11 protein-coding genes are annotated in these 14,402 nt (G+C 65.2%); 7 read left to right on the forward strand and 4 right to left on the reverse strand.

Annotation, left to right across the window (positions count from 1 at the left end; all coding sequences use genetic code 11):
* The first annotated feature begins 225 nt into the window (after positions 1 to 225).
* On the forward strand, positions 226 to 444 hold the full coding sequence (locus XI05_RS29045) for a hypothetical protein (protein ID WP_333940031.1): 219 nt from the start codon (positions 226 to 228) through the stop codon (positions 442 to 444).
* A 10-nt stretch (positions 445 to 454) separates the two neighbouring features.
* Here XI05_RS29045 and XI05_RS29050 read toward each other — a convergent pair whose 3' ends face one another.
* Entirely contained in the window at positions 455 to 1,003 is a 549-nt protein-coding gene (locus XI05_RS29050) for a CreA family protein (RefSeq protein WP_271508234.1), read from the reverse strand.
* A gap of 209 nt (positions 1,004 to 1,212) precedes the next feature.
* Here XI05_RS29050 and XI05_RS29055 point away from each other — a divergent pair, with 209 nt between their 5' ends.
* The 4 genes from XI05_RS29055 to XI05_RS29070 all read left to right on the forward strand — a co-directional run bounded on the left by XI05_RS29055 (position 1,213) and on the right by XI05_RS29070 (position 5,188).
* On the forward strand, positions 1,213 to 2,778 hold the full coding sequence (locus XI05_RS29055; protein ID WP_271508235.1) for a L,D-transpeptidase family protein: 1,566 nt from the start codon (positions 1,213 to 1,215) through the stop codon (positions 2,776 to 2,778).
* Between the two features lie 92 nt (positions 2,779 to 2,870).
* Entirely contained in the window at positions 2,871 to 3,440 is a 570-nt protein-coding gene (locus XI05_RS29060; RefSeq protein WP_271508236.1) for a glutathione peroxidase, read from the forward strand.
* A gap of 166 nt (positions 3,441 to 3,606) precedes the next feature.
* Positions 3,607 to 4,629 carry a polysaccharide deacetylase family protein gene (locus XI05_RS29065; protein ID WP_271508238.1) on the forward strand — a complete coding sequence of 341 codons (1,023 nt, stop codon included), beginning with the start codon at positions 3,607 to 3,609 and terminating at the stop codon, positions 4,627 to 4,629.
* Positions 4,630 to 4,636: 7 nt separating this feature from the next.
* Positions 4,637 to 5,188 carry a dihydrofolate reductase gene (locus XI05_RS29070; RefSeq protein ID WP_271508239.1) on the forward strand — a complete coding sequence of 184 codons (552 nt, stop codon included), beginning with the start codon at positions 4,637 to 4,639 and terminating at the stop codon, positions 5,186 to 5,188.
* 285 nt (positions 5,189 to 5,473) lie between these two features.
* Here the strand turns inward: XI05_RS29070 and XI05_RS29075 are convergent, their stop codons facing one another.
* Together XI05_RS29075 and XI05_RS29080 are read right to left on the reverse strand one after the other, a co-directional pair.
* Positions 5,474 to 5,926: a DoxX family membrane protein gene (locus XI05_RS29075; protein WP_271508241.1), complete on the reverse strand. Its 453-nt coding sequence runs from the start codon at positions 5,924 to 5,926 to the stop codon at positions 5,474 to 5,476.
* Positions 5,927 to 6,219: 293 nt separating this feature from the next.
* Complete coding sequence (locus tag XI05_RS29080; protein ID WP_271508242.1) at positions 6,220 to 8,529, reverse strand: NADP-dependent malic enzyme; 2,310 nt, start codon at positions 8,527 to 8,529, stop codon at positions 6,220 to 6,222.
* Positions 8,530 to 8,775: 246 nt separating this feature from the next.
* Here XI05_RS29080 and XI05_RS29085 point away from each other — a divergent pair, with 246 nt between their 5' ends.
* Positions 8,776 to 10,749 carry a hypothetical protein gene (locus XI05_RS29085; RefSeq protein WP_271508244.1) on the forward strand — a complete coding sequence of 658 codons (1,974 nt, stop codon included), beginning with the start codon at positions 8,776 to 8,778 and terminating at the stop codon, positions 10,747 to 10,749.
* A gap of 182 nt (positions 10,750 to 10,931) precedes the next feature.
* Here XI05_RS29085 and aspS read toward each other — a convergent pair whose 3' ends face one another.
* Positions 10,932 to 12,704, reverse strand: a complete 1,773-nt coding sequence (gene aspS / locus XI05_RS29090; protein ID WP_271508246.1) for an aspartate--tRNA ligase — start codon at positions 12,702 to 12,704, stop codon at positions 10,932 to 10,934.
* Positions 12,705 to 12,901: 197 nt separating this feature from the next.
* Between aspS and XI05_RS29095 the strand changes: the two genes are divergently transcribed.
* Positions 12,902 to 14,371, forward strand: a complete 1,470-nt coding sequence (locus XI05_RS29095; protein ID WP_271508248.1) for a protein adenylyltransferase SelO — start codon at positions 12,902 to 12,904, stop codon at positions 14,369 to 14,371.
* The last annotated feature ends 31 nt before the right edge of the window (positions 14,372 to 14,402 follow it).

Consider the following 14,402-nt stretch of genomic DNA (forward strand, 5'->3'; position numbering starts at 1 on the left):
CACGGCAGGTCAAAGTCGCCCGCTAAGTTCCAGCGCCGCTGCGGATCTGCGCCCCGCGCAGCTGTCGTCATCCCGCCGCCGCGCGCGCTTCACACGCATTTTACGTTTTTCTGGTGAAAGGACGGGCAAAAGAAGGCTGGATCCTGTTGAACCGGGGTTGGTTCACCAACGACCCAAGCCATCGAAACCGAGACGCCCGGATCATCGGGCGCATTCACGTGAGGGATGGCCATGATGGCGAGAAATCGCGCAACGCCGCGCGATGAAAATCCACCGACGGATCGCGGAGATCAACCAATCATTCGCGGCAGCGCCGGCGCAATGGCGCTGCAATCGAGCCGCGGCTTCGAGGCGACGCCGCAGACATTTGTGCGGCTGACCGGGTCGCGGCTTGCTGCGCCGCGCGATCGCCACCGGGTGAACGCGACCGCGTCACAGGAGTGAACGACGCGCGTCACTGCGTGAAGAACTCGCCGCACTTCTGGACGTTTGCGTCCGCCGGTCCCCAAGGCATGATCGGCACGGTCGAGGTCGAGTTCTTGGGCGAGCCTTCGATTAGCTTGTCCGAATAGACCATGTAGACCAGCACGTTGCGTTTGGTGTCGCAGCCGCGCACGATCTGCATCTTCTTGAAGAACAGCGACCGGCGCTGGCGGAACATGTCGTCCCCCTGCTCCATCTTTTGCTTGAACTTGATCGGACCGACCTGGCGACAGGCCAGCGAGATATCCGAGACCTCCTCGGCGAGCCCGAGCCAGCCCTTGAAGCCGCCCTTCTCCGGCACCGTGAAATGACAGGCGACGCCCTCGACCTCGGGATCGTCGAGACCATAGGTCGCGAGCTTGTCATTCGGGCTCACCCATTTGAACACGGTGGAGCGGCGGAAGATCAGATCGGGCTCATCGGCCGCGGATGCCGACTGCGTCGGCGCGATCAAAGCCAGGAGGAATAAAGCGAGGGCTTTCAAGCGGATGCTGGAAAGACCGGGGAAACGAGATGACATGAAGGTCTCCGGTAGCAAGTCCCCGCAATGTAGGAACGCTGGCGGCGGTCAGGAAGGCGGCGGAGGGGCGGACGCGGCCGCCGTTTACCGCTCCGTGAGGCTTTTTTGCTACGCCTTGAACAAAAGTAGCTGATGGCAGAACCGCGCTGCTGGTGAACGCGTATCCCCTTTGCGAAGACTAACGTCTGATTTGGATTATGGATTCGAGGATGAACAGCGTGAACGGGTCGGGTTCTTCTGCCAAGCCGGCACGGCTGTGGCAGGTCGCCATTTTGACGGCGGCGGGCGCGATCGGCGCGACCAGCCAGGCAGACGCAGCATTTTATTACTGGACGGACTATTCCGACGGGTCCTACTACGCCCGGCAGGAGCGACTTCCCGAAATACCGCGCCAGAAGCCGCAAAAGCGCGGCGCCGCAAGCAAGAAGGAAGTCGTCGTCGAGAAGGAAGCCGGCACCAAGCCGCAAGGCCCGCTCGTCATCGTCGTCTCGATCGAGCGGCAGAAGGTGACGGTCTACGACAAGACCGGCGTGTTCGCGGAATCACCGGTGTCGACGGGCATGAAGGGCCACTCGACGCCGATGGGCGTGTTCAGCGTCATCCAGAAGCACAAATTCCATCATTCCAACATCTATAGCGGCGCGCCGATGCCGTACATGCAGCGGATCACCTGGTCCGGCGTCGCGATGCATGCCGGCGTGCTGCCGGGCTATCCGGCCTCGCATGGCTGCATCCGCATGCCCATGGCGTTCGCGATGAAGATGTGGAACTGGACCAGGATGGGCGCGCGCGTGATCGTGGCGCCCGGCCAGATGGCGCCACAAAGCTTCTCCCATCCCCTGCTCGCCTCCATGCGCGTGCCGCCGCAGCCCGCCGCGAGCCTCGCGCCGCAGACCAATGTCGCCGACAAGGCCGATAAAGGCACGCCCGAAGCCAAGCCGGTCGAGACCAAGACGGCCAGCGCCGAGAGCGTGCTCGAACTGCGCACCTCCGTCGGCCACGCCGTGTTGTCGGACGTGACCACCGGCAATGCGGCTGCGCACGAGGAAGCCGCCGCACCAACCGCCGAAGTCAAGACGGCCGAAGCATCCGAAGCGGCCAAGCCCCAATCGGCAGAAGCGGCCAAGCCGGCGAGCAACGACAAGCCCGCCGACCAGGTCGAGGCCGTCAAGACCGAGCCGGCCAAGACCGAGGCGGTGGACGCCGCGAAGACGCCCAATCAGGCCAATACACCGGCGCTCGCCGCCGCACCCGATGCGAAGAAGGACGAGGGCCGCGTTGCCGATCCTGCGCCGGCGGCAAAGCCGGAAGCACCCAAGCGGGCCGGCCAGATTGCCGTCTTCATCAGCCGCAAGGATTCCAAACTCTATGTGCGGCAGAATTTTGCGCCTCTGTTCGAGGTGCCCGTCACGATTGCCGCGAGCGACCGGCCGCTCGGCACGCATGTCTTCACCGCCGAACTCGACAAGACCGATGCCAACGCGCTGCGCTGGTCGGTGGTGTCACTGCCCGTCTCCGCCCGTTCCGCGGCGCGCGAGGACGACAGCCGCTTAGCGCGCCGCCAGCGCGGCGCAGCCGTGATCCCCGTCGCCGCAAAACCGGTGGTGACGCCGGACAGCCCGGCTGAAGCCCTCGACCGCATCTCGGTGCCCGCCGAGACCATGGCGAAGATCAGCGAGATGCTGACGTCAGGCGGCTCGATCATCGTTTCCGACCAGGGCATCAACCAGGGCGAGACTGGCGAAGGCACCGACTTCATCGTCCGCCTGTACTAGCACGCGACGCAGCGCTCGATAACGCGGTGTTGACGCGTGAGGTCGCAGTGGCGGAGTAATCTGCCCCTCGGATCATCTCGGGGGACGCCGTCATGATGAATCGCAGGACCGTGCTGAGCGTCACGCTTGCAGGCGCATTCGCGCCCGTCACGCGCGCCCTCGCTGATGGCGGGATGAGCCGGGTCTCGGCCTACGCATTCTCCTTTCCCGCTTTGTCAGGCGACGACATCCGCCTCGCAGCGTTCACCGGCAAACCGCTGCTGGTGGTGAACACGGCCTCGCTCTGTGGCTACACACCGCAATATGCCGGCTTGCAGGAGATCTGGAACGAGTTTCGCGGGCGCGGCCTCACCGTGATCGGCGTGCCCTCCAACGATTTCGGTGGCCAGGAGCCCGGCGGCAGCAGCGAGATCACGCAGACCGCGCACCACCAATATGGCGTTACCTTCCCGATCACGGCCAAGGCGGCAGTGGTAGGTGCGAGGGCGCATCCCTTTTACAAATGGGCCGCCGAGGCCCGACCAAAGGAAGTTCCGCGCTGGAACTTCCACAAGTACCTGATCGGCCGCGACGGCTATATCGCCGAGGTGTTTCCATCCGCCGTCGAGCCGGCCGACACGCGGATCAAGACCGCCATTGCCCGAGCCTTGGCCGACACGTGACGCAGGTGCAGACCATCCGGTTGGGCACAATTGCGGCGGGGCATCAAACAGCCGTTGCAATGGCGATGGCCCACCATCTAGGCTAGGATGGGTTTGGGGCAGGACGGTTTTGGCCGCAGGCGAAAAGCCGCGGCGGAACAACGGGATCAATCTCGAGGACAACACCATGCGTGTGGCGGCAGGACTGATTTTAGCAGGTGCGATGTCGGTTGCGATGACCGGCGCCGCATGGTCGCAGACGCCGGCGGCGAAGCCCGCAGCCGGAGCGCAAGCCGCGCCTGCGGCAACACCAGCGGCTGCAACCTCCCCTGCAGCTCCAGCGCCCGCTCCGGCGGCTGCGGCGCCAGCGGGCTTCGTCAATCCGCCCCCGCCGAAACAGGCGCCGCAGCCGGCCCGCGCGGCCTGCAACACACCGGGCGCGCTCGGCGTCGCCCGCACCGTCGAGATCGACACCACGGGCGGTCCCGGCTTCGGCTTCGAGCATTTCAAGGAGCTCGACTTCCTGCGCGACAAGGAGGTGGTGCTGACCTTCGACGACGGCCCCTGGCCGAAGAACACGCCCGCCGTGCTGAAGGCACTCGCGGACGAATGCACCACCGGAATCTTCTTCACCATCGGCAAGCACGCGACCTACGAGCCGGAGATCCTGAAGCAGGTCTACGCGGCCGGGCACACCGTCGGCGCCCACACCTGGTCGCACGCCAACCTCAACAACAAGAAGCTCAACGACGCGCAGCGCAAGGACGAGATCGAGAAGGGCTTTGCGGCGGTGAAGTGGGCGCTCGGCGGCATCTCGCCCGCGCCGTTCTTCCGCTTCCCGGCGCTGCAGCATCCGCCGGAGATGGTCACCTATCTCGGCAATCGCAATGTCGGCATCTTCTCCTGCGACATCGACTCGTTCGACTTCAAGGCTTCCAAGCCCGAGAAGGTGGTCGAGACCGTGATGAAGAAGCTCGACACCAGGGGCAAGGGCATCGTCCTGATGCACGACTTCCAGAAGCACACGGCGGAGGCGCTGCCCGAGCTGCTCAAGCGGCTGAAGGCCGGCGGTTACAAGGTGGTGGCGATGCGCGCCAAGTTCCCGGTCTCGACGCTGCCGGAATACGACCAGGAACTGCTCAAGGACATCAAGCTGCCGACGGTGAGCCAGCGCCCGGTCAATTCCGTGGTGACGACCGTTTCCGAATAGAAGGCCATTGTCTTTCCGCTTCGAAGGCTACGTCATCGTCTCGGCGGACGGCATGCTTGCCGACGCCGGTCGCGTCATGCCCGACAGCCTGAAGTTCGAAGGCGACAAGCTGTTCTTCGAGCAGGCGCTTGATCGCGCCGCGCTGATCGTGCACGGCCGCAACTCGCACGAGCAGCAGCCGAATTCGGCCAAGCGCAAGCGGCTGATCCTGACCCGCAAGATCAGGGACCTCACCGTCGATCCGGAGATGCCGAACGCGACGCTGTGGAATCCGGCGCATGCGAGCTTCGAACAGGCCTGCGCCTTCGCCGACGTCGCCTCCGGCATGGTCGCCATCATCGGCGGCCCGGTCGTGTTCGACATGTTCATGGACCGCTACGACACGTTCTGGCTGTCGGAGGCTCCCCATGTGAGGCTGCCCGGCGGCGAAGGATGCTTCGTCGGTGTGCCCCAGCGGACGCCTCGCGAGGTGCTTGCTGCGCACGGGATGAAGCCGGGTGCGCCGTACCTGCTCGACGCGGCGCATGAGGTGACCGTGATTCCGTGGCGGCCGGGTTAGCCTCTCGGCATTTCCAATGTCGCAAACGTCCAGCGCTCCGATTCAAAACTCCGAAAACAACCCCATGCACAGTACCGGCAACTGAATACCTTCCCGTATCCTGCTGCTTTCTTGTGCTAAATCGATCAGCCAAGGCGCCGCCCCGCTCGCATATCGCGGCTGCGTGTAGCATCACGCCCCGCGCGTGCCCCATCGCTCGGTCGGCAGCGCGGCAGCGATGGAGCCAGCAGTGCGTCGATTTCCCGCTGGAAGCGCGAGATCGCGCCTCCGAGAGCGGATTGAGCGCTAGACGTCGCCGTAGGCCGCCTCGGCCGGACGCGTGGTGCGGCCGTAGCCGATGATCATGCACAGCGCGCCGATGATCGACAGGTTCTTGAGCGCGTCGACCAGCATCTTGGCGTTGTCGGGAGCCGCCATGTTCCAGAAATCGTAGAACAAGACGGTCGCGACGGCGACGTAGACGATCAGCAGCATCGCGAAGAAACGCGCGCCGAAATTCAGCGCGATCATCAGCCCTGCGATGATCTCGAGCCCGCCGATCGCAATCGCCAAAAGCTGCGGCGTCGTCATGGCGGTCGCCGTCTCGATCTGCTTGGCGTAAGGCGCGATGACGTCGGGCACCACGAGCTTGGCGGCGATGACGTCGGCGGTCGCCTGCATGGCAAAGAGCTTGGTCGCGCCCGTGTAGATGAACAGCACGGCGAACAGGATTCGCCCGAAAGTCACGAACGCTGGCATGATCGGCCTCTTGGCAAAGCGCTACCGCACGGAACGCTTGAAGGGATTATGAAGAGTCCGTTTGGGCTTTTCAAACAGGGAAATGGAGAACTGCTTTGAAAAGCTTGAGATCGAGAAGCTCGGGTGGTGCGCTCCCTCGCCCCGTTCTTACGGGGACAGGGTTGGGGTGAGGGGCCGCTTCCGCAATCACGGTGAGAGACTCGCGGAGAGTCCCCCTCACCCGGAATTTGCTCTCGCAAATTCCGGCCTCTCCCCGCACGCGGGGAGAGGCGAAGGCAACGTCGCAGACCGCCTTACGTGAACAACGTCGGCTGCTGCCGCGAGGCGCGTTCCTGCGCTTCCACCACCGCGACTGCGGTCATGTTGAGGATGCCGCGCGCCGTCACCGAGGGGGTGAGGATGTGCGCGGGGCGCGCCGGGCCGACCAGGATCGGGCCGACGGGCAGCGCGTCCGCCAGCGACTTGATCATCTGATAGGCGACGTTGGCGGTGTCCAGCGTCGGCATGATCAGGATGTTGGCCTCACCCTCGAGCTTGGAGTGCGGCAGCACCATTCGTCGCGCAGCGGCGGAGAGCGCGGTGTCGCCCTGCATCTCGCCGTCGGCTTCGATCTCCGGATGCTTCTCTCTCAAGAGCTGCGTCGCCCGCCGCATCTTGCGCGAGGATTCGGTGTCGTAGCTGCCGAAATCCGAATGCGAGACGAAGGCGATCTTGGGCTTGATGGTGAAGCGCTGCACGTGGACCGCGGCGAGCGAGGCGATCTCGGCGAGCTCCTCCGCGCTCGGGTTGGGGCGAACCTGCGTGTCGGCGATGAAGAAGGCGCCCTTGCTGGTGATCAGCAGCGCCAGCGCCGCGTAGTCGCTGATCCCCGGCGAGAAGCCGACGATCTCGCGGACATGGCGCAGATGGCTCATATAGCGGCCCTCGACGCCGCAGAGCATCGCGTCCGCCTCGCCGCGCGTCACCGCAAGCGCCGCGATGACCGTATTGTTGGTGCGGACCACCGTGCGCGCCGCATCCGGCGTCACGCCGCGGCGGCCGGCGACCTCGACATAGGATTGCACGTAGGAGCGGTAGCGCGGATCGTCCTCGGGATTGACCAGATCGAAATCCTTGCCCGCCTTGATCGAGAGGCCGAAGCGCTTGAGGCGCGCCTCCACGACCGAAGGACGGCCGACCAGGATCGGCCGCGCCAGCTTCTCCTCCAGCACGACTTGCGTGGCGCGCAGCACGCGCTCGTCCTCGCCTTCGGCATAGATCACGCGCACCGGCTGGGTCTTGGCCTTGGCGAACATCGGCTTCATGACGAGGCCGGAGCGGAAGGCGAAGCGCTCGAGCAGCGCCCTGTACTCGTCGAAATTGGTGATGGGCCGCGTCGCGACGCCCGATTCCATCGCCGCCTTCGCCACGGCCGGCGCGATGCGGAGGATCAGGCGCGGGTCAAACGGGCTCGGAATCAGCGAGCCCGGACCGAAGCCCTGCGTCTCGCCGGTGTCGAAGCCCTGCGCGACGGCATCCGACGGCGCCTCGCGCGCGAGCTGGGCGATGGCCTCGACGGCGGCGTGCTTCATCTCCTCGTTGATCGCGGTAGCGCCGACGTCGAGCGCCCCGCGGAAGATGAAGGGAAAGCAGAGGACGTTGTTGACCTGGTTCGGGTAATCCGAGCGTCCGGTGCAGATCATGGCGTCGGGCCGCGCCTTGCGCGCCTCTTCCGGCATGATCTCCGGTGTCGGATTGGCGAGCGCCATGATCAACGGCTTGTCGCCCATCGCCTTGGCCATCTCCGGCTTGAGCACGCCGGGTGCCGAGAGTCCGATGAAGATGTCGGCTCCGCCGATGACGTCGGCGAGCGTGCGCTTGTCTGTCTTTTGCGCATAGACCGCCTTCCAGCGGTCCATCGAGGTGTTGCGCCCTTCATGCACGAGGCCGTCGATGTCGCAGACCCAGATGTTCTTGCGCTGCGCGCCCATCGAGACCAGCAGGTTCAACGTCGCGATCGCGGCGGCCCCTGCCCCCGAGGCCACGATCTTGACGTCGGACAGCTTCTTGCCGTTCAGCCTCAGACCATTTGTGATGGCGGCGGCAACGATGATGGCCGTGCCGTGCTGGTCGTCGTGGAAGACCGGAATCTTCATGCGCTCCTTCAGGCGCGCTTCGATCTCGAAGCATTCCGGTCCGCGGATGTCCTCCAGATTGATGCCGCCGAAGGTCGGTTCGAGCGCGGCCACGGTCTCGACCACGCGGTCGATGGTGTCGGCGGCGATCTCGATGTCGAACACGTCGATGCCGGCGAATTTCTTGAACAGGACCGCCTTGCCTTCCATCACCGGCTTGGAGGCCAGCGGACCGATATTGCCGAGGCCGAGCACCGCGGTGCCGTTGGAAACCACGGCAACCAGATTGGCGCGGGTGGTCAGCGTCGCGGCTTCAGCCGGGTTCTTGGCGATCTCGGTGCAGGCCGCGGCGACGCCCGGCGAATAGGCCAGCGCGAGGTCGCGCTGGTTGGCAAGCGGCTTGCTTGCCTGGATCTCGAGCTTTCCAGGGCGCGGCAGACGATGGTAGGCGAGCGCCGCCTGGTGGAGATCATCGGAATAGGACGACATGCGGTGTCTCGCCTCGCGTTACCGGCCTCAAAATGCATGATCCGGGGCCGCTGTCCAAGCGAACCCTATTTCCGGGTCATGGAAGGGCGATGAAGCACGCCGGGCGCCTCGGTGGCAACATCCGATTGCGCCCCCATCAACAGGGCGCGCGGTCAAATATTTGAAAAGCATAGCTTTCCCTGGACCGCGCGGCATTTCGCGAATATGGCAGGTTGCGCGGTGCAAAATGAGCAACTGGAGCTGGGAATGAAGCGAATCCTGATCGGCCTGATGGTGGCAGCCGTGCTCGGGGCGAGCGGATGGTTTGGCTTCAACCTCTATGTCCAGCATCGGGCGACCAGCGAAGTCGAGGCGGCGTTTGAGCAGATCCGCTCGGGCGGCGGCAAGGCGAGCCATGGCAAGATCACCTTCGAGCTCGCGACCCGGACGCTGACGATCGAGGACATCGCCATCACACCGGCCGGCCAGCCGCAAGCGCAGGTCAAGATCGCCGGCATCAAGGGTACCGGCGTTCGCCTGATCGACGACACCAGCTTCTCGGCCGACAGCATCGAGGTCGGCGGTTTCGAAGTCGCCCTGGACCAGGTCGGCGCCGCGAAGCTGAAGGCATCCTACAAGATCCCGCAGCTTACTCTGCGCGACTATGCCGGCCCCATTCGCGGCAGCAATCCGCCGAAGGACGGCTCCCTGATCGACATTTATCGCTATGTGCTCGAGCAATATTCGAGCATCACGGCGTCATCCGTCACGGCTCCGACGCTGACGATGACCTTCGACGCGAGCGGCAGCGCCGCTGGAAGCGGCGAAATCACCTATTCCGGGTTGGCGGTCCAGAATCTCAAGCGCGGCAAGACAGAGGCGATGAAGGCCGATCGCGCCGTCTTCACCATCGACGTGCCGCAGCCGGGCAAAAAGGACAAGCTGACCGGCGACCTCTCCAGCATCATTATCAACGATTTCGACGCGACCGCGGTCGCCGCGGCGCTCGACCCGCAGAAGGCCGGCGACGACAGCTATCACCGCATCTACCGGCAGATCTCGGCCGGCCGCTATGCGCTCAAATCGACCCAGGGCCTGCGGATGGAGATCGACGGGATCAGTTTCGAGGACATCGCGGTGCAGCCCTCCAAATTCCGGCCGGCCGAGATCGTTGCACTCGTGCCGACGGACCGGTCGGTCGTCGCGACCGCCGCGCAATCGCGCGAGATGATGGAGAAGCTCGCCGGATTCTATGAGGGTCTTCGTATTGGTCGGATCGAGATCGGCACGACGTCGATGGGCCTTCCACAGGGAACGGCCAGGATCAAGGCGGTCAGATATACCGACGGCGAATTCGCGCTCGAAGGCGTCGACACGCCGTCTCCGCAAGGGCAGTTCAAGATGGAGCGCTTCGCGCTGAAATCGTTCAGCGCGGCAAACCTGATGCGCTGGGCGGCCGGCCTCAGCAAGCACGGGCAGCCGCCCTCGCCCGATCAGATGCTGGGCCTGTTCCGGGTGCTCGAAGGCGCCGAGATCAAGGGCGTGGTGGCTCCCCATAACAACGCGCGGCAGCCTATCACCGTCGACACGATCAGCATGAACTGGGGCCAGCTGGTCGGATCGATCCCGAGCAGGGCCAGTCTGGTCGTGAAGATGGTCACGCCGACCGATCCCGCCAATCCGGCGCTGCAGCCGCTGATCGTGGCAGGCGTGGACAAGCTCGCGATCGACCTCGATCTCGGCGCAGCCTGGACGGAATCGTCGGGCGCGTTCGTGCTCGCCCCCGCCACGCTCGATCTCGGCAACCTCGCCAGGGCGCAGCTGAGCGTGGCCCTTGCCAAGGTGCCGCGCGACCTCTTCGCCACGACGGACCCGTCCGAGGTGATGGATCAGTTGGCCCAGGTCGAGACCGGCGCCATCGAGCTCTCCTTGCGCGACCGCGGCGTGGTCGATCTGGTCGTGGCCCAGTTCGCGCGCATGCAGAATGTCAGCCGCGACGCCGCGCGCAGCGCCATTGTCGCGATGATCCGGGCCCAGGGCGAGAAGATCGCGGCCTCCAATCTCGATGCCAAGGTCGCGGTCGATGCACTCGCCGGCTTCGTCGGAGCCTCGGGGCAAACGCTGAGCATCAGGCTGACACCGCTCGGCAAGCTGCCGGTGCTTCAGCTGGTCGATGTCCTCGACCACGAACCGATCATCGCGCTGGCGCAGTTCAGGATCGAGGCCTCGACGGGGCTGTAGGCCTGTTTTGCTGCGAAAAGTGGCGCAGCTGGCCTGGCGAAAATCCCTCCCCGTCATTGCGAGCGCAGCGAAGCAATCCAGAGTCCCTCCGCGGAAAGATTCTGGATTGCTTCGCTGCGCTCGCAATGACGCGGAGGAGAGAGAGCGCGCCTTCCCGTGCACGAGGAAGGCGTAGCCTCACCTCACTTCTGCGGCAGATTCACCCGGATGTGCAGCTCGCGGAGTTGCTTTGTCGTGGCTTCCGACGGGGCGCCCATCAGGAGGTCCATGGCCTGCTGGTTCATGGGGAAGAGCGAGATCTCGCGCAGATTGGTGGTGCCGCAGAGCAGCATCACGATGCGGTCGACGCCCGCGGCCATGCCGCCATGTGGCGGCGCGCCGTACTGGAAGGCGCGGTACATGCCGCCGAAACGCTCGACCACTTCCTGCTCGCCGTAACCTGCGATCTCGAACGCCTTCACCATGGCTTCGGGCACATGGTTGCGGATGCCGCCCGAGGCGATCTCGTAGCCGTTGCAGGTGATGTCGTACTGGAACGCCTTGATGGTCAGCGGATCCTGCGACTTCAGCGCCTCGAGCCCGCCTTGCGGCATCGAGAACGGGTTGTGCGAGAAGTCGACCTTCTTGTCGTCCTCGTTGTACTCGTACATCGGGAAGTCGACGATCCAGGCGAGCTCGAACCGCTCCTTGTCGGTGAGGTTCAATTCCTCGCCGACCTTGTTGCGGGCAAGCCCTGAGAACTTCCAGAACTTGTCGGGATCGCCGGCGACGAAGAAGGCGGCATCGCCTTCCTTGACGCCGAGCTGCGCGCGGATCGCGGCCGTGCGCTCGGGCCCGATATTGTTCGCGAGCGGGCCGGCGCCCTCGCCGCCTTCACGCCACATGATGTAGCCGAGGCCGGGCTGGCCCTCGCCTTGCGCCCACGAGTTCATGCGGTCGCAGAAGGCGCGGCTGCCGCCGCCGGGTGCCGGGATCGCCCAGACCTGGTTCTTGGGATCTTCGAGCATGCGCGCGAACACCTTGAAGCCGGAGCCACGGAAGTGCTCGGAGACGTCCTGCATCTCGATGGGGTTGCGCAAATCAGGCTTGTCGCTGCCGTATTTGCGCAGCGCCTCGGCGAACGGAATGCGGCGCCAGCCCTTGGTGACGGGCTTTCCTCTCGCGAACTCCTCGAAGACGCCCGTGATCACCGGCTCCATCGCAGCAAACACGTCTTCCTGAGTGACGAAGCTCATCTCGACGTCGAGCTGGTAGAACTCGCCGGGCAGACGGTCGGCGCGCGGGTCCTCGTCGCGGAAGCAGGGCGCGATCTGGAAGTAGCGGTCGAAGCCGCTCATCATCAAGAGCTGCTTGTACTGCTGCGGCGCTTGCGGCAGCGCGTAGAACTTGCCGGGATGGATGCGCGAGGGCACCAGGAAGTCGCGCGCGCCTTCCGGCGAAGACGCGGTCAGGATCGGCGTGTTGAACTCGAAGAAGCCCTGCCCCTCCATGCGCCGGCGCATCGACTTGATGATCTCGACGCGCGTCATGATGTTCTGGTGCAGCTTCTCGCGGCGCAGGTCGAGGAAGCGGTACTTCAGGCGGATGTCTTCGGGGTATTCCTGGTCGCCGAACACCGGCAGCGGCAGGTCGCCGGCCGGGCCCAGCACCTCGATCTCGCTGACATAGACCTCGATCTTGCCGGTCGGCAGATCGTCATTGTCGGTGCCTTCGGGGCGGCGGCGGACCTTGCCGTCCATCTTCACCACGAATTCCGAGCGCAGCTTTTCAGCCAGCGAGAATGCCGGCGAGTCCGGATCGACCACGCACTGGGTCAGGCCGTAATGGTCGCGCAGGTCGATGAACAGCACGCCGCCATGGTCGCGGACGCGATGGACCCAGCCCGAGAGGCGGATGGTCTCGCCGATGTTGCTCTCGCGGAGCGCGCCGCATGTATGTGACCGGTAGCGATGCATGGTCGTCCCAAAATCAATGTCTGAAGGAAGCGAATCGAACGGCCCGTAATGGCCGGTCCGAAGTTGCGGCAGGGTTTACCCGACGAGGCCGGAGGCGGCAACCAAGGGAACGGCCCGATTTGGGCTCGAAGGGCCCATTTTTGGCTTATCGGGGCCGGAGCCTTTGCCGATGACCGTTCCAGCCCTATCTTGAGACCATGACGGTCCATTTCCCCTTCCAGAACTCCTATTCGGCGCTGCCGGAAAACTTCTTCGCCCGCGTCGCGCCGACCCCGGTCGCAGCCCCCCGGCTGATCAAGCTGAACCGGCCGCTGGCGGTCCAGCTCGGGCTCGATCCTGACCTGCTGGACACCCCGGATGGCGCCGAGATCCTGGCCGGCAAGACGGTTCCCGCCGGAGCGGATCCCATCGCCATGGCCTATGCCGGCCACCAGTTCGGGCAATTCGTGCCCCAGCTCGGCGACGGAAGGGCGATCCTGCTCGGCGAGGTCATCGACCGGGACGGCGTCCGCCGCGACATCCAGCTCAAGGGATCTGGCCCCACCCCGTTCTCCCGCCGCGGCGATGGCCGCGCCGCGCTCGGCCCCGTGTTGCGCGAATACATTGTCAGCGAGGCTATGTTCGCGCTGGGCATCCCGACCACGCGCTCGCTCGCCGCGGTCGTCACCGGCGAGCACGTCATCCGCGAGACCGCGCTGCCCGGCGCGGTGCTGACCCGCGTCGCCTCCAGCCACATCCGCGTCGGCACCTTCCAGTTCTTCGCCGTCCGCCGCGACACCGAGGCGATCCGCCGGCTCGCCGACCACGTCATCGCCCGCCACTATCCGGACCTGCTCCACGCCGAGCTGCCGTATCACGCCCTGCTCGCAGCCGTGGTCGCGCGCCAGGCCGAGCTCATCGCGCGCTGGCTGCTGGTCGGCTTCATCCACGGCGTGATGAACACCGACAACAGCTCGATCTCGGGCGAGACCATCGATTACGGCCCGTGCGCCTTCATGGATTCCTACAATCCTGCGCAGGTGTTCTCCTCGATCGACGAGATGGGCCGCTATGCCTATGCCAACCAGCCGCGCATCGGCTTGTGGAATTTGACGCGCCTTGCCGAATGCCTGCTGCCGTTGTTCTCGGACGAGCAGGAGAAGGCGGTGGCCGAGGCGCAGGACATTCTCGGCGCGTTCTCCGATCAGTTCAGCGCCGCCTATCAGGCCGGCCTGCGCAAGAAGGTCGGGCTGTTCACCGAGCGCGACGGCGACGATGCGCTGATCCAGGACCTGCTGGATGCCATGGCCAAGAACCAGGCCGACTTCACCGTCACCTTCCGCAAGCTCGGCGAGGCCGCCGGCGACGACGCGGCCGACGTGCGCGCCCAGTTCATGGAGCCCACAGCCTTCGACGGATGGGCCGGCCGCTGGCGCGCGCGCATCGCGCTGGAACAGCAAAGCGCCGCCGAGCGGCAGGCCGCCATGCACGCCGTCAATCCGCTCTTCATCCCGCGCAACCACCGCGTCGAGGCCGTGATCCAGGCCGCGGTGAACGACGATTACGCGCCGTTCGAGGAATTGGTGAAGGTGCTGGCGCGGCCGTTCGAGGACCAGCCGGAGCATGCGGCCTACGCCGATCCGCCGCTGCCGGACCAGCGGGTGCTGCAGACGTTCTGCGGGACGTAGCCACCACTCGACTGCGTAGGGTGGATTAGCC

Origin of the sequence: Bradyrhizobium sp. CCBAU 11357 (assembly GCF_028128865.1) — a bacterium.
In the GTDB taxonomy this organism is placed as follows: Bacteria; Pseudomonadota; Alphaproteobacteria; order Rhizobiales; family Xanthobacteraceae; genus Bradyrhizobium.